Origin of the sequence: Pseudarthrobacter sp. efr-133-R2A-89 (assembly GCF_030209315.1) — a bacterium.
Lineage (GTDB): Bacteria > Actinomycetota > Actinomycetes > Actinomycetales > Micrococcaceae > Arthrobacter.
Genome location: NZ_JARVSE010000005.1, coordinates 283,138 through 306,694 on the forward strand (window position 1 = coordinate 283,138; position 23,557 = coordinate 306,694).

At 61.5% G+C, this 23,557-nt stretch carries 20 protein-coding genes and 3 pseudogenes; 7 read left to right on the top strand and 16 right to left on the bottom strand.

The genetic code is table 11. The features are described 5' to 3' along the window. Positions 1-638 precede the first annotated feature (638 nt). Both QRM95_RS10505 and QRM95_RS10510 read left to right on the top strand, forming a co-directional pair. Positions 639-1,454, top strand: coding sequence for a nitroreductase family protein (locus QRM95_RS10505; RefSeq protein ID WP_285247692.1), 816 nt, complete (start codon positions 639-641; stop codon positions 1,452-1,454). A 133-nt stretch (positions 1,455-1,587) separates the two neighbouring features. Beyond that, positions 1,588-2,670: pseudogene (locus QRM95_RS10510) on the top strand (YihY/virulence factor BrkB family protein). Between the two features lie 239 nt (positions 2,671-2,909). On the opposite strand, the gene QRM95_RS10515 reads toward QRM95_RS10510, so the two are convergent. Further along, positions 2,910-4,103, bottom strand: coding sequence for a cation:proton antiporter (locus QRM95_RS10515; protein ID WP_285247693.1), 1,194 nt, complete (start codon positions 4,101-4,103; stop codon positions 2,910-2,912). Positions 4,104-4,387: 284 nt separating this feature from the next. Continuing rightward, positions 4,388-4,915, bottom strand: a complete 528-nt coding sequence (locus QRM95_RS10520) for a ZIP family metal transporter (RefSeq protein ID WP_285247694.1) — start codon at positions 4,913-4,915, stop codon at positions 4,388-4,390. A 313-nt stretch (positions 4,916-5,228) separates the two neighbouring features. Here QRM95_RS10520 and QRM95_RS10525 point away from each other — a divergent pair, with 313 nt between their 5' ends. Together QRM95_RS10525 and QRM95_RS10530 are read left to right on the top strand one after the other, a co-directional pair. After that, positions 5,229-5,444, top strand: a complete 216-nt coding sequence (locus tag QRM95_RS10525; RefSeq protein ID WP_285247695.1) for a DUF6480 family protein — start codon at positions 5,229-5,231, stop codon at positions 5,442-5,444. 163 nt (positions 5,445-5,607) lie between these two features. Then, positions 5,608-6,006: a hypothetical protein gene (locus QRM95_RS10530; protein ID WP_285247696.1), complete on the top strand. Its 399-nt coding sequence runs from the start codon at positions 5,608-5,610 to the stop codon at positions 6,004-6,006. Between the two features lie 377 nt (positions 6,007-6,383). Here the strand turns inward: QRM95_RS10530 and QRM95_RS21105 are convergent. Then, positions 6,384-7,088: pseudogene (locus tag QRM95_RS21105) on the bottom strand (FAD-dependent oxidoreductase). On the opposite strand from QRM95_RS21105, the pseudogene QRM95_RS10545 reads away from it, so the two are divergent. Further along, positions 7,018-7,199, top strand: a pseudogene (locus QRM95_RS10545) (oxidoreductase dimerization domain-containing protein); the annotation flags it as partial. The pseudogenes QRM95_RS21105 and QRM95_RS10545 sit on opposite strands and share 71 nt — an antisense overlap. On the opposite strand, the gene QRM95_RS10550 reads toward QRM95_RS10545, so the two are convergent. The 10 genes from QRM95_RS10550 to QRM95_RS10595 all read right to left on the bottom strand — a co-directional run bounded on the left by QRM95_RS10550 (position 7,188) and on the right by QRM95_RS10595 (position 18,555). Continuing rightward, the gene (locus QRM95_RS10550; RefSeq protein ID WP_285247766.1) at positions 7,188-7,310 is read right to left on the bottom strand and encodes a hypothetical protein; all 123 of its coding nucleotides are present in this window, start codon (positions 7,308-7,310) and stop codon (positions 7,188-7,190) included. The pseudogene QRM95_RS10545 and the gene QRM95_RS10550 overlap by 12 nt on opposite strands. 2,089 nt (positions 7,311-9,399) lie before the next feature. Beyond that, on the bottom strand, positions 9,400-9,825 hold the full coding sequence (locus QRM95_RS10555; protein ID WP_285247698.1) for an RbsD/FucU domain-containing protein: 426 nt from the start codon (positions 9,823-9,825) through the stop codon (positions 9,400-9,402). 39 nt (positions 9,826-9,864) lie between these two features. After that, positions 9,865-10,626 (bottom strand): SDR family NAD(P)-dependent oxidoreductase, encoded by a 762-nt coding sequence (locus tag QRM95_RS10560; protein WP_285247699.1) that lies wholly within the window; start codon positions 10,624-10,626, stop codon positions 9,865-9,867. Between the two features lie 92 nt (positions 10,627-10,718). Next, entirely contained in the window at positions 10,719-11,783 is a 1,065-nt protein-coding gene (locus QRM95_RS10565; RefSeq protein ID WP_285247700.1) for a LacI family DNA-binding transcriptional regulator, read from the bottom strand. Then, positions 11,783-13,606, bottom strand: a complete 1,824-nt coding sequence (locus QRM95_RS10570; protein WP_285247701.1) for a TRAP transporter large permease subunit — start codon at positions 13,604-13,606, stop codon at positions 11,783-11,785. Before QRM95_RS10570 ends, QRM95_RS10565 begins: the two co-directional genes overlap by 1 nt. Positions 13,607-13,736: 130 nt before the next feature. Continuing rightward, positions 13,737-14,774: a TRAP transporter substrate-binding protein gene (locus QRM95_RS10575; RefSeq protein WP_285247702.1), complete on the bottom strand. Its 1,038-nt coding sequence runs from the start codon at positions 14,772-14,774 to the stop codon at positions 13,737-13,739. Positions 14,775-15,116: 342 nt separating this feature from the next. Then, the gene (locus QRM95_RS10580; RefSeq protein ID WP_285247703.1) at positions 15,117-15,437 is read right to left on the bottom strand and encodes a DUF8606 domain-containing protein; all 321 of its coding nucleotides are present in this window, start codon (positions 15,435-15,437) and stop codon (positions 15,117-15,119) included. Between the two features lie 836 nt (positions 15,438-16,273). After that, positions 16,274-17,047 carry an ABC transporter permease gene (locus tag QRM95_RS10585; RefSeq protein WP_285247704.1) on the bottom strand — a complete coding sequence of 258 codons (774 nt, stop codon included), beginning with the start codon at positions 17,045-17,047 and terminating at the stop codon, positions 16,274-16,276. Continuing rightward, complete coding sequence (locus QRM95_RS10590; protein WP_285247705.1) at positions 17,040-17,828, bottom strand: ABC transporter ATP-binding protein; 789 nt, start codon at positions 17,826-17,828, stop codon at positions 17,040-17,042. The genes QRM95_RS10585 and QRM95_RS10590 overlap by 8 nt, the downstream gene beginning before the upstream one ends. A gap of 526 nt (positions 17,829-18,354) precedes the next feature. Beyond that, a complete protein-coding gene (locus QRM95_RS10595; protein ID WP_285247706.1) occupies positions 18,355-18,555 on the bottom strand; it encodes a hypothetical protein in 201 nt (66 codons plus the stop codon). Positions 18,556-18,722: 167 nt separating this feature from the next. Between QRM95_RS10595 and QRM95_RS10600 the strand changes: the two genes are divergently transcribed. Further along, positions 18,723-19,661, top strand: coding sequence for an arylsulfotransferase family protein (locus QRM95_RS10600; RefSeq protein WP_285247760.1), 939 nt, complete (start codon positions 18,723-18,725; stop codon positions 19,659-19,661). Positions 19,662-20,162: 501 nt separating this feature from the next. Then, on the top strand, positions 20,163-20,837 hold the full coding sequence (locus QRM95_RS10605) for a serine hydrolase (RefSeq protein WP_285247707.1): 675 nt from the start codon (positions 20,163-20,165) through the stop codon (positions 20,835-20,837). Positions 20,838-20,855: 18 nt separating this feature from the next. Here QRM95_RS10605 and QRM95_RS10610 read toward each other — a convergent pair whose 3' ends face one another. Genes QRM95_RS10610 through QRM95_RS10620 form a run of 3 tightly spaced genes read right to left on the bottom strand, consistent with a single transcriptional unit; the run spans position 20,856 to position 23,456 of the window. After that, positions 20,856-21,416, bottom strand: coding sequence for a hypothetical protein (locus tag QRM95_RS10610; protein ID WP_285247708.1), 561 nt, complete (start codon positions 21,414-21,416; stop codon positions 20,856-20,858). Between the two features lie 58 nt (positions 21,417-21,474). Then, positions 21,475-22,761 carry an ABC transporter permease gene (locus tag QRM95_RS10615; RefSeq protein WP_285247709.1) on the bottom strand — a complete coding sequence of 429 codons (1,287 nt, stop codon included), beginning with the start codon at positions 22,759-22,761 and terminating at the stop codon, positions 21,475-21,477. Next, the gene (locus QRM95_RS10620) at positions 22,758-23,456 is read right to left on the bottom strand and encodes an ABC transporter ATP-binding protein (protein WP_285247710.1); all 699 of its coding nucleotides are present in this window, start codon (positions 23,454-23,456) and stop codon (positions 22,758-22,760) included. The genes QRM95_RS10615 and QRM95_RS10620 overlap by 4 nt, the downstream gene beginning before the upstream one ends. Positions 23,457-23,557: the final 101 nt, after the last annotated feature.

The following is a 23,557-nucleotide window of genomic DNA, read 5'->3' on the forward strand; positions in this document are numbered from 1 at the left end:
ACCGACAAAGACCCAACATTCAGGCAGGCCGTCCTGCCGGTGCTGGAAGAATCAGCCGCCGATCAGGAGCACGGGGTCCATGTCCGATACCTGCCCGACGATGTCCAGGCGCTGGTGGATGCGTACCTTGCCTACCCTGCCATCACCGAAGGTGTTGACTGGGAATTTTCAGGCCAGGGACCGATTTCGGAGTCCGGGTGGTTTCGAAGGACAGGACGCCGCGTCCTTGGCATGGCATTATCCCCTTCCGGGGCACCCCCGGGACAGGACCGAGGGCCTCAGGTGCGCTGGAACCGAGAGGGGAAGCTGGTGACGGGCGTTCAAGCCTGTTTTGGGCTCGCCGAAGCCAGTTACGTGGGGAGCTGCGGGTGGGGAGTAGTGACTGTCCGGCGAGGCGCCGTTCTGCCCGTGCCCGCCGAGTGCATCACAATTCCGTTCATCGCCACCTGTGTCCTCGCGGCCGTGGCGGTCAGTCCACTGGTCCTCCTCTCGGGCTGGATGGTTTCTGCTTCCGGCGGCCGTGCCGCTTGCTGCTCTGCCGGTGGCCGGATCCTGTAGCACCCTCCGGCACGCACTCATCGCACTGGCTGCGTCCCCTCTTGTATTTGATCAGTATCTCAACGCGTGGAGGTAAAGCTATGGAATTCCTGGATGTGGTATTCAACCGAAAAACTACAAACGGGCCGTTTCTGCCGGACAAGGTCAGCGAAGAACACCAGCAGCTGCTTGTTAGAGCCGGCGCGGCAGCGCCATCACAGTTCAACAGCCAGCCGTGGCGATTCGTCCTGATCGAGGACAGGAACACAATTGACCACATAGCCCGGATCAGCGGCACCAGCATGACCAAAGTGATGGCCGAGGGGAGCTTCTTCCGACGCTACAAAAAGTACTTTCGGTTCAGTCGCGAAGAAATGGACGAACACCGCAGCGGGATGCTCTTCGACCAGTTACCAGCCCTGCTGCGCCCGTTCGCCAAAACAGCTCTGACCTCGTCCGGGCAAGCCCTGATGAATCTGCTGCGCGTTCCCCAAACATTAGGCCAGGAGAACCGCAAACTGGTCGCCGGATCGCCACTGCTGTTGGGTGTGATGCTGGAGCGGGCCGAATACCAAGTGGGCCAACTCTCGGCATTCTATTCCGTCTTCAGCATGGGTGCAGCGGTGGAAAATCTGTGGCTGGCTACGGTGCAACTCGGCATGGGCATCCAGTTCGTTTCCTTCCCGATGGAAGTTCCCGAGAACTGGAAGCGCATCGAGGAATTGCTGCAGGTTCCCCAGGACCTCCAACTGATGGCCGTGTATCGGCTGGGTTACCTCCCGCCGGAGCAGCGCCGGCCCGTCATCGACTGGTCCAGCCGCGAACGCAAGGAGCCCTCCCAATACGTCTTTCGTGAGAAGTGCACCACGGCCCAGACAGGCTGGGACGGGCCCTCCGGCACAGGTGCCGGCAGCTAAAGGCGTTTCCGGGATGCGTTGTTGTGGGGCTCGAATTACGTGCTGTCCCGATGGCAGCCGCACGAACGGTTCGATCTCTTGATGAAGTTTCCCTGCGGGTTGATATTAACCTGCTTATCGAGGAAGGATTGGCATGGCAACTCGTGAGCATCCAGAATCGAGCACAGCAAAGGCGGCCGCGCCGGCTCCGGATGATGACCGCAAACCCGACAGCCCTACGGACCTGACCCGGCTGTTTTGGAAATATATCCTCAGGAGAACCTTTCGGGAGTTCAGTGAAGACCAATGTCCCGACCTTGCGGCCGCTTTGACCTACTACTCCGTTTTGTCTCTCTTCCCGGCGCTGCTCGCCCTGGTGTCCCTACTGGGAATCTTTGGTCAGGCTGAGAAAACGACGGGCGCCCTCCTGGCCGTCGTGAGGAACATAGCCCCCGGTTCGACGGGGGACATGATCCGTCAGCCCCTCGAGGAGCTGACCACATCACCGGCGGCAGGCTTTACCCTCATTATCGGTGTCCTAACCGCTCTTTGGACGGCCTCAGGATACGTCAGCGCCTTTGGCCGTGCCATGAACCGCATTTACGAAATAGATGAAGGCCGCGGCTTCGTCGAGTTCCGCGCGACGATGCTGGGCGTGACGGTCCTTGCCATCGTGATCGTGGCCCTGCTTGCGGCCATGCTGGTGATCACCGGCCCTTTGGCCAAAGGGATAGGCGAGGTACTGGGACTTGGCGCGCTGTTCGTGATGGTGTGGAACATCGCTAAGTGGCCAGTCATTACTATCTTGGTCATTGTGGTGATCGCCGTCCTGTACTACGCCACCCCCAACGTCCGACAGCCCAGGTTCCGCTGGTTGAGCCCCGGCTCCTTCATAGCACTGATGGTCTTCGTGCTGGCATCTCTTGCGTTCGGCTTTTATGTCGCCAACTTCGGTAGTTACAACAAGACCTACGGAGCGATCGGCGGTGTGATCATTATGCTGCTGTAGCTCTGGATCCTTAACCTCTCGCTGCTTTTTGGAGCAGAGTTCGACGCTGAGATTGAGCGCGGCCGGGAACTTCAGGCAGGCATCAAAGCCGAGGAGAGCATTCAGTTGCCACCTAGGGACACCGAGAAGAGCGAGAAGCTCCATGAGCAGGAGAAAGAGGACATTCGGCGGGGACGAAGACTACGGGAGAACCACATGCCCATCAAAAGGCAGGACGGACGCGAATAACAGCTTTCACGCGCAATGATGCCCCGAATTTCTAGCGGACATCCATCTCGATAGACACGATGTTGCGCTGACGCTGGTGGGGGCTGCCACGGCAGGGCGTAAATTGTCCGCAGTCGCGAAATTTGGGTGCTGCGGCGGCGAGGGTGGACCCATCGAGTGCGTCCTGGCGAAGAGTGTCAGGGGAGAGAATCCGTGCTCCGGACGGAACTGTTCGTTCCGGAGCATGAGGCCCGCTTTCATCAATCCTTGGCGGCAACTGGCGTTGCCTTTTGATTGCGGGCGAACCGGCGGGCGATGAGGACGTCGGTGGAGGAGTGGGACAAGATGGAAAGGACGATGACCAGGGCGACGAGATGGTAGATCTGGTCGGCACGTGCGATGCCTGATTCGAGGATGATCAGGCCATAGACGACCGAGGCAAAACCCTTGGGGCCGAACCACATCGCAGTGACTTGTTCCCCGAGACTGAGTTTGGCGCCGATGAAGGCCACCAGCAGAGCCAGGGGCCTGGCCACGATCAGGGCGAGCAGGGCGAAAACCCAGCCGGCGAAGGAGATCTCGCTGAACAGGAAGGTTGGCGTAATCAAGGCCCCGAAAACCATGATGGCGGCCAGTTTGAGCAGTTCGGTGACGAGTTCTCCGAACTGCTCAAACTCGTGGCGGAGTGCGGTGCCAAAGGTGGCCACGGTGATGCCGGCGGCGAAAGCGCCCAGAAAGAGGTTCGCATGGGTCGCCTGGCAGATCGCCAGGACCAGCAGCCCGATGGATACCGCGAGCAAGGGCTGCAGGGACTGGATGGCCTGCAGGAAGGGCAGGCGTTCGAGTCCAAGCACGATGATCGGGACGACGATTCCAACCGCGACGCCGAGGACGATTTCGACGAGGAGATCCTCGCCACGGGTGTTGCTGCCGCCGGCGGCGGCGAGCAGGATCAGCACGATCGGCAGCGCCAGGCCATCGTTGACGCCGGATTCGACATTGAGCAGGTGCCTGAGCCGGCCGGGGACTTCTTCCCTGCCGACGATCGCGGAGGCGAAGACCGGGTCCGTGGGGGCGAGGATGGCCCCGAGGAGGAAGGACTCCAGCCAGGGCATACCGACGATGTAGTGGGCGAAGACAGCGGTCAGGGCGAGCGTAAGCGGCAGGCCGAGAAGCAATGCCCTGCCGGGCAGCCGCCATGCAGTGGCCAAGTCGCGGAAGCCGACGCGCATCCCGTCCGTGAAGAGCACCGAGAACAACGCCAGTTCCGCCAACCCGCTCACGATCGGGTCACCGGAGGTGACGGGTATGACCCCCATAGCTCCGGGGCCCAGGACGAAACCCCCGACGAGGAAGAGAACGGCGGTGGACAGCACCGTTCGGTGGGCCCGCTCGGAGATCAGCACCCCGATAAGCAGCAGGACAGCGAAAGACAACAACAGTGCAGTAGCCACAGCCACCTCCCTATTCTTTTCCAAGCCTAAACTGAGCGCCGGTCGGGGAAGGGTCCGCACAAGGCGCTGGAGGAGCTATCCGATGACGCGGCCTTCCTCGGGGAGTTGGTACAGCCGGGCCCGGGAAGAGAGCGCGAGAGCCGATGCGACGGTGACCATTCCGATGCGTCCGGCGAACATGTGGACCATATGGCGCTGGGTGGCAGGTCCTGCGGGGATCCTGACCTGAATCGCCGCCGGAAGAAATTGGACAAGACACCTGACTTTCTGTGCTCCAACGGGGCTTATAGAGCAGACATTATGTAGATGGTGAGGAAGCCGATGAAGAACATCGAGCCCAGGAATGCGGTTTCGGCGTGCTCGTGGGCCTCGGTCAGCAACTCCTCAACGACGAGGTAGAGAAGTGCCGCAGCGCCGAAGGCAAGGACCAGGGCGAGGATTTGGTGACTGGCGCCGCCCAGGACAGCGGCCCCGCCCAGCGCTCCAACACCTGTGAGTAAGCCGAGACCACTGGTCGTGAGGACAGCCTTCATCCGGGACAGGCGGTGCCGAGTCAGCTCAATCGTTACGGTCAGACCAATGAAGAGTATGTCGATGGTCAGGGCGACAGTCAGGATGAGACCCTGCTTCGCGCCAAGCGCCGCGCCGAGGCCAACCAGCAGGGCGTCCAGGAGCAGATCGATTCCCACCGCCGCGAGCAAGCCCACGGGCAGCCCCGCCTCAGACGATCCCTGCTTCCGGTCAAGCCTCCGACCGACCGCGGCCAGTGTCAGCATGACGGCCGTGCCAGCAACGAACCCGACGACAGCCAACAGCAGGCTTCCTTCTTTGCGCAGGTCCGGGAGCACCTCACCAGCCAGAGCGGCCATCACCACCCGGCCGCGAAGTGCTGCACAGCACTTGTGGTTTTCGCCCCCCGGGGGGCCGGAAAATGTCGATGACCGATCCGAGGATGGCCGCCACGATAGGAAAGGCCACGAACATCGCGGCTTGGGCAATACCGGGAGCCCGCTGTGACGGTTCACTGTGTACGTGCGACAAAGATTTGCTGGAGCGAGCGGTCCGAATAGGAGACACTGAAAGGGCTTTGATTATAGTCACGGTGACCGCTTCGGAGGCAGGACAATGAGCAACGACCATCCGGATAAGGACCCTTCCAGTTTGGACAATCCCGACAATGACGATGTGACATCAAAGGAAGGCCCCACGGACAGCTATGACGGCGTAAACCCCAATCCTGCAGATGAGCCAATAACCGGCCTGGAACCCGGAGGAGGCGTTTCCCCTGGGGAGACCCCACCGGCCGCAGCGCAGACCGCTGTCGACCGGGGACGCGACTGATCGGATGCCCCGGCCCGTGGCCGGGTTAAGGCCTGCCGAAGAGGAAACTTGGGAGAGAGCGGAGAGGGAGGAAGCGATGGTGATGTTAGGAAGTGGACCTCTGCGGCGAACGCTGTTTGTTGGTGCTGCGGCCGGCGCCGCTGGGACTACTGCGCTGAACAGTTTGACCTATCTGGACATGGTGCTGCGCGGGCGCCCTGGCAGCAGCACTCCGGAAAAATCCGTCCGTAAGGTGGCGGAGGTATTCGGAATTCGCCTCCAGGGCAGCGAAAAGGAACAAGAAAACCGGGTCGCCGGTCTCGGCCCGCTGGTGGGGGTGGGCGCCGGGCTAGCCGCCGGAATTGCGGCGGCAGGACTGCGTACAGCCGGGTGGAGGCCGGGACGGACAGCCGGCACCGTAGCAGCGTCCGCGATGGCGCTGCTGGCCGGCAACGCCCCAATGATCGTGCTGCGGGTCACAGACCCGCGGCAATGGTCAGTCGCCGACTGGGCGGCGGACATAATTCCGCACCTGGCATTCGGGGCCGCCGCTGAAGCTGTGTTCCGAGGGATGGATGCCTGACTTCCAGTGCGAATGGGAGCCGCCATCGCACGTCAGTCACCAGGCACGTTGACCGGCTCGGCGCCACGGACAACGCCCTTGAAATCAGTCGTCCTACCGTGCAAGCCGGACGAGATCCAAAAACCTGAGTAAACCGCAAAGCATGTGCTCGACCAACAGTAATAAGATGCACTCAATAATGATCTTGAGTTAATGCATGCGCTTGACTGTGTCAGCCGTCCTGAATTCACAGGCCCCGACGGTGCCCGGAGCGAGGTCCGCGCCGCCCACTACCTCGTCACCACCGAATCGAGCCCCTGGGCGCCGCCCGCGAACGTATTCGAGCGGCGGGACCCGGCATTCGCATTGGATGCCGACGTCCCTAGCTTCCTTGTCGGTCATGCGCACCGCGGCCAGGGCCCAGCTGGTGAACCTGACAGCGGCCGGTGCCGCAGTCCACGTCGCTCCCGGGGTCGTTGAACGCGTCTTTGACCATGATGGAGCCGTGCGCGGCGGCCACGTAGACCAATTCGCGGTGCCCCGGTCACGTCTCCGGCGGCCCATATCCTGGGGTTGGAGCTAACGAGCGTGTTCTGGACCAGGATCTCTCCGCGGTCTCCGGTTTTGACGCCGACAGTTTCCAGGTTCATGCCGGCGGTGACAGCGCGGCGTCCGGTGGCGACCAGCAGTGTCGAGGCACGGAACTCCTCCTGGCCTCCGGCGATTGTGGCTCTGGCGATCACTTCTGCTGTGTCGGGGTCCGTGCGGACGGAAGTTACGTCCGCGCACTGACCCGCCGGACGACCTCGTCTGCGATGACTTCAGGGCCCGGGGGCTTCTGAAGTCATCTGCAGAGGCGAGGCGGGAAGGGATCAGCATGATTCCTGGGATCCGAGGCGGGCAAAGAGCTGTGCCTGTTCCAGGGCGACGTAACCACCGCCGAAGACAAGTAGGGGGTCGGGCACTTCCTCCAGTTCCATTGCGGTGGTGGAGGTCAGGTAGTCCGTGGCCGGCAGGCCTTCTACCGGTCCCCTCGTGAACCGCGACACCCGCGGCTTTATCAAAATCCTTGCCGACGGCAGCATCGGCCGGATCATGGGCATCACCGCGGTCGGCAAGGAAGCCGGTGAACTGGCAGCGGCCGGCGGCACATCCGGGAAGCCGGCATGACCGCCGAACAGGTCGCGAACCTCTGGAGCCCGCTAGTCCTTCTGTTTCATCATGGTCCGGTTGATGGACTGCGCAGCCCGCACCTGGTCGTTCAGGTCCTCAACCCTGGCTTCGAGCATTGAAATAAGTAGTGCGGGCCTGGTCAGCAAAGGCATGCTGCGAGGCCTAAAGGTCTCTATTCGCTTTCCCTGGGCTTGGTTGCATCGAAGAACCGCAGGTCGTCACTGATGTGGGCTGCGCCCACGCCAGTACCCTTCTCGCGGATGAAATCGAGATCTTCACGAGAGAGGAGAGGATCATCTGACCGTGCTCATCTACTTCGATCTGCCTAGCGGAAGTGTCTTGGATCCGGGCTGTGATCGTGTTCGGCACAAGGACGCATCCTGGATTATCGAGAAGCCACTGGCGTGTCTCTGAATCAAGCCGGTCCCACTCCTCTTTGAGCGTCATCTCCTTCAGCCCATCCTCATCATTCCCGTTGAACCCGAATCCCAAAGTCGAGGGATTCCGCTTACAGTACGTCCGGCGTCCAAGAAAAAACAGTGCTCCCACAGGTAACCCGAAAAACCGGGCACGCATCAGTCGATGGCGTGCCTGTGCTGCGCCGGGGCTCCGTGCATGGCCTTAACCGCGGCGTGACTGGTTTTGTCACCGGCACGTCTGTGTGATCTGCCTTGCCGCCAACCGTCGAACTGGGCATCCAGCTTGCGTTCGTGTTCCTTGCTGAGGGTTCCCTTGCGGAAGCTGATTCGTTGCCCGTGCAACCACGCCCCCAGCATCCGTACTCTTCGCTGGACGCTTTCTGGAGCAGGGGCCAGTCGTTACCGTCCTGCCGGTATTTAACCAGCTCGGCCAGACGGCGGTCCCAACGGGCCGTGTTCTCCTCCGCCCGCGTCAGCTGCCTGTCCCAGCCGGGAATGACGGCCAGGCCCTCACGGTATGCCGGGGAGAGGGTGCCGCGGGCCGCCGCCCTCGATCGCGTAAGGAGCCACGAGGCCAAGGCTCGTTCACGGGGCGTGTAACCACTGCTGGATGGGAGCCGGCCTTCCCTTTCATGGAAGCTGATGGTGTCGGCCGTGTTCTGCAGCCCACCTGCTGTCGCCCGGCGACAGGGCCCTTGGCCGCCTTGTGCTCGGCTTTGATGTCAGGTTCGGCCGGGGCTGCGATGCCCAGATGGTAGCGGACGGTACTGCCCTCCACGCCCGCACTAGAAGCGATCTTCGATGTCGGAATGCCATTCCGGTACATTGCCACCGACTCAGCGTTCGGTGCCTTGTGTATCGTCCGTTCCGACGGCGCAGGATGAGCTTGAGCGCCCTGTTCCTGACTCATGGCCCCCTCGGCTTATTGTTTGCGGTTCTGCCGCTGGTGGCGCACCAGCTCTCGTTGATTGCGAAAATAGTATGCCCCGACAAATGGAACCGGCCGCGAAGCTGCGGTCCTAATTGTCCATTCGTTATTCTTGTGATTGCTTTATATCATTTCGTCGAAGGCCCGCGGTTCCCCCCAACCTGCGGGCCTTCTTCATAGGCTGAGGCCTCCGCTCTGCGGACTGAAATCCAAGATTGCGGGCATGGTGGAGAGATCTTGGGGCAATCTTGAGGCGCAGAAGCGAAGATGTAGCGGCCCGTGAAGCAGATGCGGCGCTTGGCCCTGTAAGCCGACTCCTGTAGCAGCGCGGGAGTCGGCCTACGCCCGGATAGTGCGCTGTTTGTCGAGCAACAACACTGCGACGCTGCAGCACACTACTGAACTCACATCGACCCTCTTTGGGATGGCACATGCAGAGGTCGGGTTGGCTCCTGAATTTTTCCTGAGACCAGGAGCCAACCCTTGGCGGAGCTCCTCGATGAAGGCTAGAAGGAACCTCCCCAGCAAGGTAGAACACCGCCACTGCAGTACTCCCCGCTAACTACCGGCTTTCGACAAGAGCCAACGGCACGAAGGGTCCCCTTTGTCCCGCACTATTACTAGGGTCAGTTGTTCCGTCGACACAGTCCCGCGGCCCTACGACTCGCGTTGGTCCTGTCGCATCCACGCAAGCTGCTTGCTCAGCGGCCTGTTGTCGAGACCATTGATTGAAGTGCCCGTACCGCAAACGCTGCCGGAGTGATCGCGGCAGCCGCAGAGTCGCGTCGCTCATCCATGGCGCCGAGGCGGGCCGGGGTCAGCGTGTGGAGCACGTCCACTTCGCTGCCGTGAAGATGGAGCCCGCGGTTGCCCCGGGCGGTGACGGCAGGCGCTTTATCTAGGGTTAAGGACACCAATGGTGAGCAGCACGTTGGCAAACCTGCGGTTATCGCCGGTGACCACGCACAGGGCCAGATCAGTAGTTCGCGCAAGTGCATAGAAATCATGCCTCCCCACGTATGCGATAGGAATCGGGTCGGGAAGCAATTGCAGGATTTCGTGCTGGACCACTGAGGGCAGGGCGTCGGCACTTGGACTGATCAGCGTAGCCTGCTCTACAGGAATTGTGTCAAGCACAATGGTTAGGACCTCGGGAACTGTCGGCGTGCCCGATGTGAGGTTCAGATGGACCGTCTGGGCATGGCGACCCACTGCTGTTTTGGCCGGGTAGTGACCGTCGGTCAGGAGCACAGAGGAACCATGCCCGGCGGCGGCAAGGGCTGCGAGCATGTTCGGGTGTGTGAGTCTAGCGGTAATCACGCCCTTTCCCTCTCCGCTCCGGTTTGTGTCGCCTCTGCACTACGCAAAATATTGGCCTCCGTTGACGTTGACGGTGGTCCCGGTCACAAATGAGGCCTGGGGTGAAGCAAGCCAGGCTACGGCGCCGGCAACATCGGACGGGTTACCGGCCCGCTGTAGTGGGATGGAGGCGATGGTTGATGACTTGGATTCAGCTGTCGTGAAGGTGTCGTGAAACGGTGTGGCTTCGATGAAGCCGGGGGCCACGGCGTTCACTGTGATTCCCCGGGCGGCAACCTCCTTGGAGAGGCCTCTGGTGAAGCCAAAGATCGCAGCCTTCGAAGTGCCATACGCAACCGCGCCGGGGTGGCCGCCATTGTGGCCGGCCAAAGAAGCGATGTTGATGATCCTGCCCCAGCCGGTAGTCATGAAAGGCAGAGCGTAGTGGGTAACGAGAAACGTGCTGTCAAGGTTGACGGCCATGACCTTGTTCCACAGCGCGAAATCCATTTCATCGATTGATGCCCGTTCAATGAGACCGCCGGCATTGTTGACAAGTACGTCGATGCTGCCAAACCGGGTTCCGATATCGCTCAGGGCTTTCCGAACGTCAGCCTCAGAGGTGACGTCGAGTTGGACTGCCGTGAGTTCCCTGCCCGAGGCCTCCTTGACTTCCCGGGCCAACTCCTCGTCGGGGTGGTGGGTGAAGTAGGTGATCGCCACGTTGGCGCCGGAGCGGGCAAGCTCGAGGGAAATTTCTCTTCCAATGCCGATTCCTCCGCCAGTGACCAGGACGTTCTTGTTGGTGAGTAAAAGTGCCATTCAGGTAATCTCCATATCAGTCGGTAAGCCCATCGGGGGCGTGTTCCCGCCGAACGAGCGCTATTGGGGAAAGTGGAACAGGAAGGGGGGGCTCAACCGGTGGCCGTGCCAGCGCGGTCGCTGGATGCCCTGACGATGAGGTGGGTGTCAACGGTGACAGACTCCGGGGTGTCATACCTGTCGTTGTTCTCGAGCCTGCCGATGAGACGCATGGCACCCATACGCCCGATAAGCTCTACTTGTTGGGCGACCACGGACAGTGGCGGCTCAAGGTTTCTTGTCCAAATGAGATCGTCGTACCCGATCAGGGCCACGTCCGACGGTATTCGCTGACCCAGTTCCTTAAGAGCCGACAGGGCGCCAATAGCCATGTACTGATTCATCGCGAAGATCGCGTCCGGGGGGTGTTGCAGGGTCATGAGCTTTAGGGTTTCCTGGTAGCCGTGCTGCTCACTGTCGCCGCTTTCACTGGGCGCGCCCACTCGGATTAGTTCGGGGTCAAGGGTCCTTCCCGCTGCCAGGATCCCGGTACGGAATCCATCCATGCGGTCCTTCTCCGACTCGCTGACCAGAGGAAGTGCGAGAACCGCGATGCGCTGGGCTCCCTGGCCAATCAGATGGTTCACAGCATCCAGCGATCCTTTGAAGTTTCCTGACCGTATGACGTCGCATCCGCTGACCCCGCTGAGCCCGTGAAGAAGCAGAACCACTGGCTTCCCTGCATCGGCGAACAGCTTGAGGGTGTCCAGCGTTTCACTGGCAGGCACCACCAGAAGGCCGTCCACCTGTGAATCGAACATCAGCTCGATCGCCTGCTCCTCCCATGTCGCCTGCATCTCCGTATTCGAGAAGAGGACAGCGAAGCCGTGCTCGTGCAAAACGTCAGCAGCCGACTTGAGAAGCAGCGGAGCAATGGGGCTCAGGATGGTCGGCATGACGATGCCGATGGTCTTTGTCTGCCGGGTACTGAGGCCACGGGCGAGCCGATTGGGCCGGTAGCCGCTGCGTTTGATGGCCTCGTTTACCCGACGGGCAGTCTCCGCGCTGACAAAACGGGTCTGGTTGATGACAGCGGAGACGGTCGCGACGGAGACGCCAGCTTCGACGGCCACTGCCCGGATCGTGGGCACAGGGTTTTTACCGTTCATAATGGTCATCATCCCAGCCCTAAAGCATGGGGCAGTGCCAGAGTCAGCCAGGGTATGAAAATGATCCCGATGAGTACTGCGACGATCGCCACGAGATACTTGATCATGGGCCGGGCAACCTTTTCCATCGGCACACCCCCAATGGCGCACGCCGTGTAAAGGCCTACTCCTAATGGTGGCGAGAACAGCCCGAGACCCATGGCCAGAATAAGCAGAATCCCGAACTGAAGCTCATTCACGCCGAGCTGAACAGCAATTGGCAGCAACAAGGGACCGAAGATAATCAATGCCGGAGCACCCTCCAGGACAGAGCCCATCACGACTAGCATCGCCGTGCAGACCAACAGGAACAACCACGTTCCTTGCGCATGGGCGAGTCCGACGAGGAACTGCGCCATGGCCTGAGGGACCTGCTGGGCCGTAAGTACGTAGGTGACAGCCTGGGCTGCTGCGACGATAAACAAGATCATTCCGGACAGGGAAGCGGAGCGTACGAGGAATGATGCGGTCATGCCCAATTTCATTTCCCGAAAAATGAGGCCGCCGACTACGAAAGCATAGACGACCGCGAAAGCAGCGACTTCTGTTGGGGTGGCAATTCCTCCGAGGATGCCGCCGAAGATGATCACGATCATAACCAGGGCTGTTGATGCCCCGGCGACCAGCTTCAAAATCTGCGATCCGCTTCGTCGCGGCACAAAAGCGCCTGCGCCCAGCTTGGCAGCGTCGCCAATACTCGGTGCCGTGGCGACAGCTACAACCAGCAGGGCAATGCCAATGACAGCGGCCGGCACAACACCGGCCACGAACAGGCCACCGATGGAGAGGTTGGCTACGTAGCCCAGGATAATCATGTTGATGCAAGGCGGAATCGTTTCCCCCATCACGGCCGTGGCGGCCAGCAGCGCCACGGCGTCCTTATCATCCTGACCTGCCTTCCGGATGGCCGGCAATAGGGTCGTCCCGACCGCCGCAACGTCCGCGCTTTTCGACCCCGAGATCCCGGAGAAGAGTGCCATCGCACCGATCATCACAATCCGGAGGCCGCCACGGGAGCGCCCCGCACCAAGCAACAGCAGATCAATAAGCCTCTTGGACATGCCATTGATTTCCATAACCAAGCCTGCCAAGACAAAAAACGGAATCGCGAGCAGCACCCCGTTGGAAATCCCGGACTCCATTTGCTGGGCAAAAAGGGCGATTGGTACACCACCGCCGGTCCAGAAGAACAACAGGGCACCCAGGCAAAGCGCGAACGCGATCGGCACGCCAATGATCAGCGCCGCGGCAAACCCCACCAACAACACCACAATCGGCAACGGCGCGAAGCCCGGAAGAAGGTACACCCAAAGCATCCAGATTCCAGCAAGCGCAACAAGTACGCCAGCTGAGCTCAGCAGTGCCCGCACCCTGAGGCGAACCAGATCCACGACGGCGAATACTGCCATTACGACGCCACTGATCAGAACGGGATAGAAGTTGAGATATTCCGGGAGCCCGCTGGACATCGTCTGACCCGCCACTGCGCCGATAATGGCCCTGCTTGACCAGCACAGCGCCACAGCGACGATCACCACAATCCAGGCGATCAGCCCCTCATTGACCTCCCCGACCCAGCCGTGCAGCCGATCTCGAAGCGCGGCTACGCCCAGGTGCTCACCCCGTGCCAAGGCCAATGCGCCGCCGAAAAACCCGATAGTCACCAGCATCGTTCCGCTGACCTCGCCAGCCCAGGCGAGGGGGTTGTTGAAGAAATAACGCGAGATGACAGAGATAAAGACCACGACCAGGCTTGCTACCAGGGCAAGCGAAGCGGCTATTGCGATCGCCACTTCCAACCCTCTGGCGAAACGGCCCCTGGCCATCGGCAAGACCGGACCCAGTACGCCTCCAGGACGGTCCACGGATGGATCCGGCGAAGCAGCCAAACTTGCGTGCATGTGCTCTTCGGAGGGTCCCATGTTATGACTGCTTCAGGATCTCATCCAGAATCGGCTTGGCCTCCGGATTGTCGCTGGTGAACTTTTCCCACAGAGGCTTAACCAGGTTCTTGAATTCTGCCTTGTCCACCTTGGTCACGGCCACGCCTTGGGCTTGGAGGTCAGTCATGGCCTTCTTTTCAGCGTCTACTGCCTGGGTCCGTTGGAAGGCTGTGGCCTCCTTGGCCGCACTCATGAAGCCATCGCGATGCTCGGTTGGGATCTTGTCCATTGTCGTGGCGGCAACGACCACGGTGAGTGGGTTGAAAATATGCTCCGTCAGCGCGAGGTGCTTAGCCGTCTCGTACCATTTATTCTGCAGAATCGTCGGGGCATCGTGCCCAAGCCCGTCAATCAGGCCGGTCTGCAAGGAAGTGTAGACCTCCGTCGTGGGCAAGGGGGTTGCAACAGCACCCATGAGATTGACCGTGGCGATCACCTGCGGGGCCTGCAGGGTGCGGATCTTCATCCCGTGCAGATCGCCGGGCCCGGCCACGGCGTTTTTGGTCATCATGTTCCTGGCGCCAAAATTGTATGCCCAGCCAACGATCTGCGCCCCGCCTTTGGCCTTGAGTATCCCGGACAGCTGATCTCCCGCCCCGGAGTCCAATGCCTTTCCAACACCGTCCCAGCTGTTGAAAATATAGCCCATGTCCAACACTCCGAACTCTGGTGCAACTTGAGACCAGATGGACGAGCCCGAGATCATCATGTCTGCAGCCCCAAGTTTCAGTTGCTGAACCATTTTCGCCTCATCGCCCAGTTGGCTGTCGGGGAAATAATCGACCGTTACGGCGTCGCCGACCTTGTCCTTTAGCAGCGTCTGGAACTTGGTGAACCACGTGCTGTGAGCGTTGCCGGGCTGGCCCGACATTGAGGACGACATCTTGAGCTTCAGCTGCTCCTTTGCACTGCCTGCACCTCCTCCGCATGCCGACAGGAGCGGCACCGCTGCCGCACTCAACAACACCCCCGACCCCAACTTCAGTATCGAACGCCTGGAAGTCATGTACTCACCCATCGCAGATCTCCTTTGTTCTTTTGATTGGCGACAGCCGCAGAGGACGACGTTCCCACAGCGCTGCGTAACCGGTTACGTCACATTCTTGGTGCTAGATTGCGGATACAAGGCACGAAAGGTGGGATATTTTCTGCACTTTGCGCTTCCTGTGTCTACGCGCCAAGGGAAAAGTATGTGATTCATCCCATAATAGCTAACCGGTTACGTGCTCACAAGGGGTGTGCAATTAGCAGACTAACAACGAGTCTCCGGCGGGAACATGACTCCACGAGGAACGTACCGTAGGCGGATCCTCTACCGGATGGTACGTTGTCAGGCAGCCGGCCATTGATGGGGGTGTGCTCAGGCCTCGATGCCGAAGAACGCGGCAAGTTGGTCGATGGTGAACTGATTGCGCAGTGGGCAGGCGCTGTTTTGGTTGGCAAACATGCCTTTCTGCCGGTATGCGCGCTCTCGGGTCGTGGTTGAATTCCAATTGACGGGGACGACATACTCCGCGGACTCTGTGGTGTCCTGGGGTGACCCATAGGTCCCCTGAAGGGGCAGATCGGCGAGACGGGTGGTGCCATCCAGAAGTACCTCGGCGTACCTGAAGGGCACCGCTTCGCCCGTGACCGTGCCGACGCCGACGTATCCGTACTTAGGGTCATCTACGGCTACCAAGCGACTGGCCACCTGGTCCAGGTAGAACAGGTGCTCAAGGGAAATCCTGGGACGGGAAATGTCCGCATTTTGTCTATGCCTCAGACTTGCACCGGGGGCAAGTCTTACCCAAACGGGGACCCGCTTCAGACTTCGGATCGTGTCATCATCTTCGCGACTGAGCAGGGAAGAGATTGCGTGACCGTGGAGCCTGAACAAGGGGCCCTTCCGTTTCCGAAGGGCGCGGAACTGCCTTTCAAGTAGGCTCACGTGATCACTGGTGTAACAAGGTATTGCAGCGCCTCTCCCTGGGCTTTGGTCATGCACCCCTACCTTTGCGTCAGCGTTGGAATGTCACTTCGGCGTTTTCGGATTAGCGTCAGCGGAGTGCTTAGATCAGATTGGACCCCGCGACCATGATCACTGCAGGGGTCGGCTCCATCCGGCCGGACAGTGGTTCCCTCCATTGTGATGCCGTCCAGCTGCCACGATACTTCTATTGGAGTCGCCACCTGCAAATTGTCACAGGGAACACCAAACACGACAACCATTGATCCCGTGTCCCGCTAAATCAGCGGGGCACGCGGCTGATACATTCCGCATGTAGGTCTTCACAACCAGTTCCTTGCAGGGTGGGTCATTGTCGTCGGCGCCAGGTCGTCATTACGGAGATGTCCGCGTTCCAGGCGCGAGATGGCGGAAACCCATTGGTCCGGTACCTTCAAGACCACGGCGGGGTGGGGGCGCCTAGAAGTCACCAACGGTGTAGAATGCGCCGGCAGAGAAATCATCGCCGTCGTTGGCGCGGGTATCCTCGTCGTCAGCGCGAACTGGGTGAAGGTCCCGCACGCCTCCGGTTATCGGGATTCCCAGCGGAACCACCGGATTCCGACGAAAGAGAACGCAATGATGTATGCGGCGCAGGCCAGAAGTGAGTAGCCGTCCTGATCGCTCCAGGAGGCGTTGTTCAGCGCGTCGGCGAAGAGCGTCATGAGGGCGCCGATCGGTGACCACTCAGCGATGACCTTCAAGGTGTCGCCCAGGATCCCGGTTCCACCAAGGATGCCCAGGAGTACGAGGATGATGAAAAGGACCCGCCCGACAGCGTTGATCGCGGCAGTAGATTTCACCAGGGCAACAAGTGCCTGGCCGATGGAAAGGAACATTGCTGCGCCCAGGACGGCGACGGCGACAACAAGAGCATACTGACCGATGCTGAGCGAGAGCCCGCGCAGGATGCTTCCGACAATCACGACGATGACCGAGGCGACGAGGTTGGAAGTTAGCTGCACGATGAGCCTGCTGGCCATGATCATCCAGGTTGGTGCGGGCGTCACGCGAAGCCGTTGCAGCACGCCGACTTCACGGTCATGCGCCAGGGTCAGGCTGTAACCCAGCAGGCAGGAAGTGACCAGGCCCAGCGTCAGTGCCAGGCCGAGGACGGATTCGGGGCTCCCGAGCCGCGGCTGGGCCTTGCCGAAAGTCGTCGCCACTATGATCACGATCGGCAGGAGAACACTCAGCACCGTCGAGACCCTGCTGCGGAGCAGCACCGTGGCATCCGCACGAAGCAGGGACCGCATTGCAAGGCCCGTCCGTCCGCGCTCACTACCGACACTTGCTTCAGTCATGGATTTCACTTCCCGTCAGGCCGATGAAGACGTCCTCAAGGGTGACCGTACCGCGTGCTACGGCCAGCACCTCAGGATCTTCCTTATGTTTAGCGATCAGCTGGGCAGGTGTCCCGACGGTGAGCAATTTCCCGTGGTCGATGATCGCCACCCGGTCACACACCGCTTGGGCTTCTTCCATGGAATGGGTGGTGAGCAGGATGCTGCTGCCTTCACCGCGCAGCCGCTCGATCCGGCTCCATAGTGCCCGCCGGGATTGTGGGTCCAGTCCTGCCGTCGGTTCATCCAGCAGGAGGAACATTGGGTTGTGGAGAGAGGCGATGAAGAGCGCGAGGCGTTGTTGCTGGCCACCGGAGAGCTGTTTGAACCGTTTACGCAGTTCCTCGCCGAGTCCGATGCTGTTCATGCTCCCGCTGATCTGCTCCCTCGAGAGTTTCACCCCGTAAAGGCCACCGTAGACCTTCACTATCTGGCCGATGCTCAGTTCGTCCTGGAAGCTGGAGGACTGTAATTGCACACCGAGGAGGGATTTCACCTCCAAGGGATGCTGTTGAATATCCATCCCATTGACGCTTACGCGACCGGACACGGGTTCGATCAACCCCTCCAGAACGCTCAGTGTGCTCGTCTTCCCCGCACCATTGGGGCCGAGCAGTCCGAAGATCTCTCCCCGCCTCACTTCCAAAGTCAGACCATCCACTACTGTGCGTGCCCCGTAAGCGACCCGCAGGTCGCTGATCTCCAGCAACGACTGCGCTGGCGGTTCATTCACTTCCGTCATCTGAACGCATCCCCTCCACTGCGGCCCCCAACAGGCCGCGGTGGCTCAAGCTTAAAGGGAGAAACTGACCGTACCCCCGGAACCGGTCCGGGTACTGCGACAGCAACTCACCGTGCCAGGGCACACAGCACTGACATAACTGCATCTACCAACCGGCCGCTGTTGAGCGTCCCTGGACTTCAGGTTGGATAAGTCCGGGCTACGGTCCAAAGACCCGCCTTGTTGAACCAACTGTTTCAGGGCGCGGAGCCAGACGTGTATTGCGAGTACAGACCTTCGGGCGCAGTTCTGGATAAGAAGCGGGTACTGCGCCGGTTGTTCAAACTCCAGACCATCCCGCGGAGAACCTGCCTCCGGATCGGCGCTGCTGCCTTCTTTGCGATCCCGCCCACGATCTGGAGGCCACCATCCGGTCAACTTCGGGCAGATGGGTTGCGCCGATGATCCCTCGACGACGGAAACGCTGTAGCCGATTTGCCGGGAGGAACGACATCGCTGCGCGGGGTACGCCGAAATGCAAAATGAGCTACAGAGCCGATATTTCTTCGACAGCCCAAGACAAAATACGAGCGTCGTACTCGTCCAAGTCCAGAAGACCGTAAACGCAGGCCTCGAAGTCAATCTGATCGGCGTTGCCGCCATTAGCAAAGTACCTCAACCAGGTGGCTTCGATGTCAGCCTTGTTTTGTTGCACCATGTCCAATGCTGCCTGGCGCGGGTCGCCCATAACGGCATACTCGTTACTGCCGCGGTGACATTTCGTCCGGCGGCCGCTCATGTCACACGGTATCAGTACCCACCTGACCGCACCGCACGTCACTGGCTGGGCCACGACGGGCCTGGCACCGGCCGCTGGCACTGCCCTTCTGATGGCTTACCCGACCATCCAGTACGATCTCAGCGAGGTCGGCGGTCCGGCGGCGGGGTACATGTACAACTGCCACGTCCAGGAAGTGGACGGCCAGTGGCGCCGTCCTCATGGACTGGGATGCTCTTGCGCATATCCCGCTCTCCGATTCCTACCTGCGGCCTGCAGACGATGCCAGCAGTGATGGTTCGACGCCGGAGAAAGCCTACGACCCCTACCACCTGAACTCTGTGGAGGAGAGTGGGGATGCCCTTTTGGTCTCCGCCCGGCACGCCCACACCCTGTACTTGGTGGACCGGACGACCGGATCCGTCAGATGGCGGCTGGGGGGCAAACGCAGCGACTTCAGCCTGGGCCCGAGGGCGGAATTTGCCTGGCAACACGATGCCCGGCGCCGCCCTGACGGCTCGATCAGCATGTTCGACAACCACTACTATTCCGGTTCTGCCGGGAACTCCCGCGGTTTAGTACTGGCCGTGGACGAGAAAGCGCGGACCGCCGTCGTCGATTCCGAATTCAGCAACGCCGGGCACCGCTGCAACGCCATGGGCAGCCTGCAGTCCCTGCCAAACGGCAACGTGCTGGTGGGGTGGGGTACCGATCCCGCCCTCACAGAGTTCACCCCGGACGGGACAGCCGTCTTTGAGGCCACCCGCGTCGGAAACGGGTCGTACCGCGCCTACCGCAGCGATTGGACCGCCCAGCCCCACACACAGCCGGACATCGCGGGCGTCCCGGGCAACGGTTCCACGATGCAGGTCTACGCGAGCTGGAACGGCGCTACCGAGATCGCCTCGTGGCGGTTCCTCAGAGGAGGCTCACCTAATTCGCTGGGTGTCGCCGCAACGATTCCGAAACGCGGCTTCGAAACCTCTGCAGCGATCGCCGCAGCACCATTTCTGGCCGTGCAGGCCCTGGACCGGACCGGCGCCGTCCTGGCCACTTCAGTGACGATCGCCGTATAAGACGTCCACCACGCGGGCCCATCCCGGCCTCGAGCCAATGGACGCTGTGTTGTCGTGGACAGGGAGACACCCACCGCACCGCCCCGGTTGGCTGGCAGGTCAGAGGAGCAGTGCATCGCTTCCCGTATGTACGGCTCCCCAGGGCGGCACCGGCACCCGCCGACACTCGGCTCTTCTTCGTCGTGTCTCCGGCTCCGCGCTCACTGCACCTGACTGGTTGTTCACTGGGGCGCTGGCGCTGGTGAGGTGGGCGGGCATTCACAGCTGATACTTATGTGTCCTTGCTAGTTTCGGGTGGTGACCTTTTCCTGGCGCAAGCGCCGTTCATTCCGTCTGGCGAGGACGCTATTTCTCGTCGCCGCCCTCGGGGTCACGATCCTCGTCTTCCTGCAGCTGGCGCCGCAGCGAAGCGCCGCAGTCAAGCCGGGCGTTGCTGCTGCCCCTGCTCCCGCTCCCGCTCCTTCTTCCGCGGCTCCAGTGCCTGACGGGCACACTGCCGGCTTGGACGCTGCCATCCAAGGCGTACTGGCGGACAACAACCAGTATCAGGTGGGTGTGGCCGTCCGGGACCCGGACTCGGGTGCACTGCGGACGTACGGCGTGGACGCGCCCTTTGAGGCGGCCAGCACCGCCAAAGTCCTGACGGCCGTCTCTTACTACAAGCTGGTGGAGGCAGGGCAGGCCTCTCTTGACGATCCCATGGGGGAGTACACGGCCGGCTTCCAGATCCGGGAGATGATCCAGGACAGCGATAACGACTCCTGGTCACTGCTGGTGAACGCTGTGGGGCTGTCCGCGCTGGAGGGGGATGCGGCGGCCATGGGGGTGGCGTACGACTCTGCAGAAAACACCCTTACCCCCGCCGGGATGGCGCAGATTCTCGCCGACCTTTACGGCGGAAAGCTCCTGAACCAGGAACACACCCAGCAACTGCTTTCCTACATGCAGAACACCAACGATGAGGATCTCATCCCCGCAGCCGTGCCAGCCGGAGTGGCCGTCTTCCACAAATACGGGCTGCTCGATGGTGAGCTGCATGACGCCGCCATCTTGAGCACACCCGCCCGCAGCGTCGTCCTGGTGATCTACACCAAAGGAGGGGACATCACCGATGTCCCCGAGCGGACCGCAATCATACACGAGATCACCGCTGCCGTGGCCAAAACCCTGACCTGACCGGCACGCCTATTGGCGTCAGTGGCCCTGGCCGGCACGGGCGGGGTTTCCCCGTGCGGCCGCGGCGAGGAGCTTCACGGCAAGGGTTGCCGAGAGGGCCGCGAAGGGAAGTTCAACGAGGACCGCTTCCAGGACCGCGGTGAGAAGGGGTGGACCCTGCTGGGCTGTCGTGACGTCGAAGAGGGCGTCAATGCACAGGCTGGTCGAAAACGCTGCGGCAGTAAGGATTGCTCCGATGCTGTTTCTGAAGAGAAACACCGCGGTCAGCAGGGCGGTGAGGCACTCGAAAGCGTCCAAAGCCAGCCATGCCATGTTCCAGTTGTAGGCGACGGTTACCGACGGCATCGTCTGGCTCAGGTAGAGAATCCACGCCACGTAGAAGAGGGTTGACGCTGCCCCGCAGCCGATTGCCAGGCGCCGCCATCCCAGCCCCCGGACCCTCACCAGCAGGCGCCGACGGAGGCGAAGGATCACGATCAGCGCCAGAAGAGCCACTCCGACCTTCATGCCGATGAAGTGGGGTCCACCCGACCATCGGGCGTCGGCCGCGAAGTATGCCAGGGCCTCTGGTCCCCTCATGTCCACCTCTTATCGTCCCCGCTCGTCCTTTGACTTGCCGCTCATCGCCCGTTCCGGGCTATTCGTAGCGTAGGGAATCGATGGGGTTTTGCCGTGCCGCGCGCCAGGCGGGCAGGGTGCCGGCGATGAAGGCGATGGCCATGACCAGCAGGATCACCCCGGCGACCGGTGCGGGGGCGAAGCTGAGGATCTGCAGCCCGGCGAGGTCGCTCAGGGGTCCCCGGGCGAGGGCGCCGCTGATGGCGGTGCCCAGGCCGATGGCAGCGCCGGATCCGATGAGGCTGCCCAGCAGGCCGATGAAGGCGGCTTCGGTGCTGAAGAGCGCGAAAACGGAGCCGCTGCCCATGCCCATGGCCTTCATGAGGCCGATTTCCCGCGTCCGCTCCTGCACCGACATCAGCAGCGTGTTCACGATGCCGAATCCGGCGGCAACGAGGGCAATGACCGCGAAGGCGTCCAGGACGCCGATGATGCCGTTGATGACGGTTTTTACGGTGCCGATGCGGTCCTCAAGTGTCTGGGCTGTGTAGCCGGCGGCGCTGAGCTGAGATTTCATGTCGCTGATCTGGGTTTTTGAGGCCGATGCGAAGGTCGCGGTCGCGGCGGTCCAGGTGTTTTTCGTTGTCGCTGGCGCGCCGGTGCTTTGGGCGTCCGTGAGGGCGGCGGTGAGGGTCTTGTTGGCGAACGCGCCGCCGGAGCCCAGCAGGGCATTGTCTTCAACGCCGTTGATGCGTGCGGTGACGGTGTGCATGGTGCCCGTGGCGTCCTGGATCCCGATGATCACATCCTGGCCGATGGCCTGGTCGTTGCCGGTGAAGCCGAGCGGGGTGATGTAGCTGGTGGGGAGGATGATCTGGGGCTGGGTTCCGGCGTCGTCCAGGGCTTCGCCGGCGGCCAGCTGCGGCTGGGCCCCGGCGAGGGGGCTGACGGAAAGCTGGTATTTGTCCCGGTTGTTCCACTGGATGTAGGCGGGGTTGAGCCGGCTGACCGGGGTAACCCCGGTGATCCCTGACACTGCGGCGATGGTGTCGAGATCGGATTGGTTCAGGGCGACCTGGGTTGAGCCGGGGCGTCCTCCCGCGGCGAGGACCCGGGTGTTGGGGTCGTATTTTTGGGGGCCGGATCCGGGGGAGCTGCTGGTATCGGTTTTGGTGACGGTGAAGGCGTTGCCTGGGCCGACGGCGGCGACCTGGCTGTCGATGTAGTTCGAGATGCCGGTGCCCAGCCCGTTGGTGATGGTGAGTGTAAAGGCTCCGACGAAGATCGCCAAAATGGTCAAGGTGGTGCGGAGTTTGCTGCGGAAGCTGTTGGCGATGGCCGTTGTCAGGGTTTCGAGCGGTTTCATGCCGCGTGCTCCTCGTCGCTGGAGATCAGTTGACCGTCGCGGATGTACAGGCGGCGGTTGAATCGGGCGGCGAGGTCGTGGTCGTGGGTCACCGTGATGAGCGTGATGCCGTGGTTTTGGTTCAGGTCGAACAGGATGTCTTCGACGATGGTCCCGGTGGCGGTGTCCAGGTTCCCGGTGGGTTCGTCAGCGAAGAGGACCTGCGGGTTGTTCGCCAGGGCGCGGGCGATGACGACGCGCTGCTTCTGGCCGCCGGAGAGGTTCCCGGCCTTGTTGCGGGCCTTGTCGGCCAGTTCGAGCTGTTCCAGGACCTCCATGCCCCGGGCGCGGCGTTCCCGCGCCCCTGTTCCGGCAATCTTCAGAGGCAGCACGACGTTCTCAAGGACACTGGTGGTGTGGTTCAGGAAGAACTGCTGGAAGACGAAGCCGAACATCTGGTTCCGCAGCATGTTCAGTCTCCGGCCACTGAGGGTCTTCGCGTTGGTTCCGTCAACGTGGACTTCTCCTCCGCCGGGGGCGTCCAGGAGGGCGAGCAGGTGCATCAGGGTGGATTTACCGGACCCGCTCTTGCCCACGATTGCCACGGAGTCGCCGCGCTCGATGTCGAGGGAGACGCCCTTGAGGGCGTCGAACCGGTCCGGGCCGCGCCCGTAGGTTTTCTTTAAATCTCGGGTGGACAAAATCGGTACTTGCATGGAATTTTCCCTTGCGGTGATTAGGCGGGACAGGCAGCTAATTGGTTGGGCCGGCCGCCGGGCCCGGTCGCGGCGATTCCGGCGATGTTCGATTGCCTGCG

What these genes read in the sequence shown, in the direction of transcription:
- QRM95_RS10505 (WP_285247692.1), top strand. Translation starts at nt 639, where the DNA reads ATGGAATTCCTGGATGTGGTATTCAACCGAAAAACTACAAACGGGCCG.
- QRM95_RS10590 (WP_285247705.1), bottom strand. Translation starts at nt 17,828, where the DNA reads ATGACGGAAGTGAATGAACCGCCAGCGCAGTCGTTGCTGGAGATCAGC.
- QRM95_RS10565 (WP_285247700.1), bottom strand. Translation starts at nt 11,783, where the DNA reads ATGACCATTATGAACGGTAAAAACCCTGTGCCCACGATCCGGGCAGTG.
- QRM95_RS10615 (WP_285247709.1), bottom strand. Translation starts at nt 22,761, where the DNA reads ATGAAACCGCTCGAAACCCTGACAACGGCCATCGCCAACAGCTTCCGC.
- QRM95_RS10585 (WP_285247704.1), bottom strand. Translation starts at nt 17,047, where the DNA reads ATGACTGAAGCAAGTGTCGGTAGTGAGCGCGGACGGACGGGCCTTGCA.
- QRM95_RS10560 (WP_285247699.1), bottom strand. Translation starts at nt 10,626, where the DNA reads ATGGCACTTTTACTCACCAACAAGAACGTCCTGGTCACTGGCGGAGGA.
- QRM95_RS10620 (WP_285247710.1), bottom strand. Translation starts at nt 23,456, where the DNA reads ATGCAAGTACCGATTTTGTCCACCCGAGATTTAAAGAAAACCTACGGG.
- QRM95_RS10575 (WP_285247702.1), bottom strand. Translation starts at nt 14,774, where the DNA reads ATGGGTGAGTACATGACTTCCAGGCGTTCGATACTGAAGTTGGGGTCG.
- QRM95_RS10550 (WP_285247766.1), bottom strand. Translation starts at nt 7,310, where the DNA reads ATGCCTTTGCTGACCAGGCCCGCACTACTTATTTCAATGCTCGAAGCC.
- QRM95_RS10595 (WP_285247706.1), bottom strand. Translation starts at nt 18,555, where the DNA reads ATGGGCGACCCGCGCCAGGCAGCATTGGACATGGTGCAACAAAACAAG.
- QRM95_RS10525 (WP_285247695.1), top strand. Translation starts at nt 5,229, where the DNA reads ATGAGCAACGACCATCCGGATAAGGACCCTTCCAGTTTGGACAATCCC.
- QRM95_RS10610 (WP_285247708.1), bottom strand. Translation starts at nt 21,416, where the DNA reads ATGAGGGGACCAGAGGCCCTGGCATACTTCGCGGCCGACGCCCGATGG.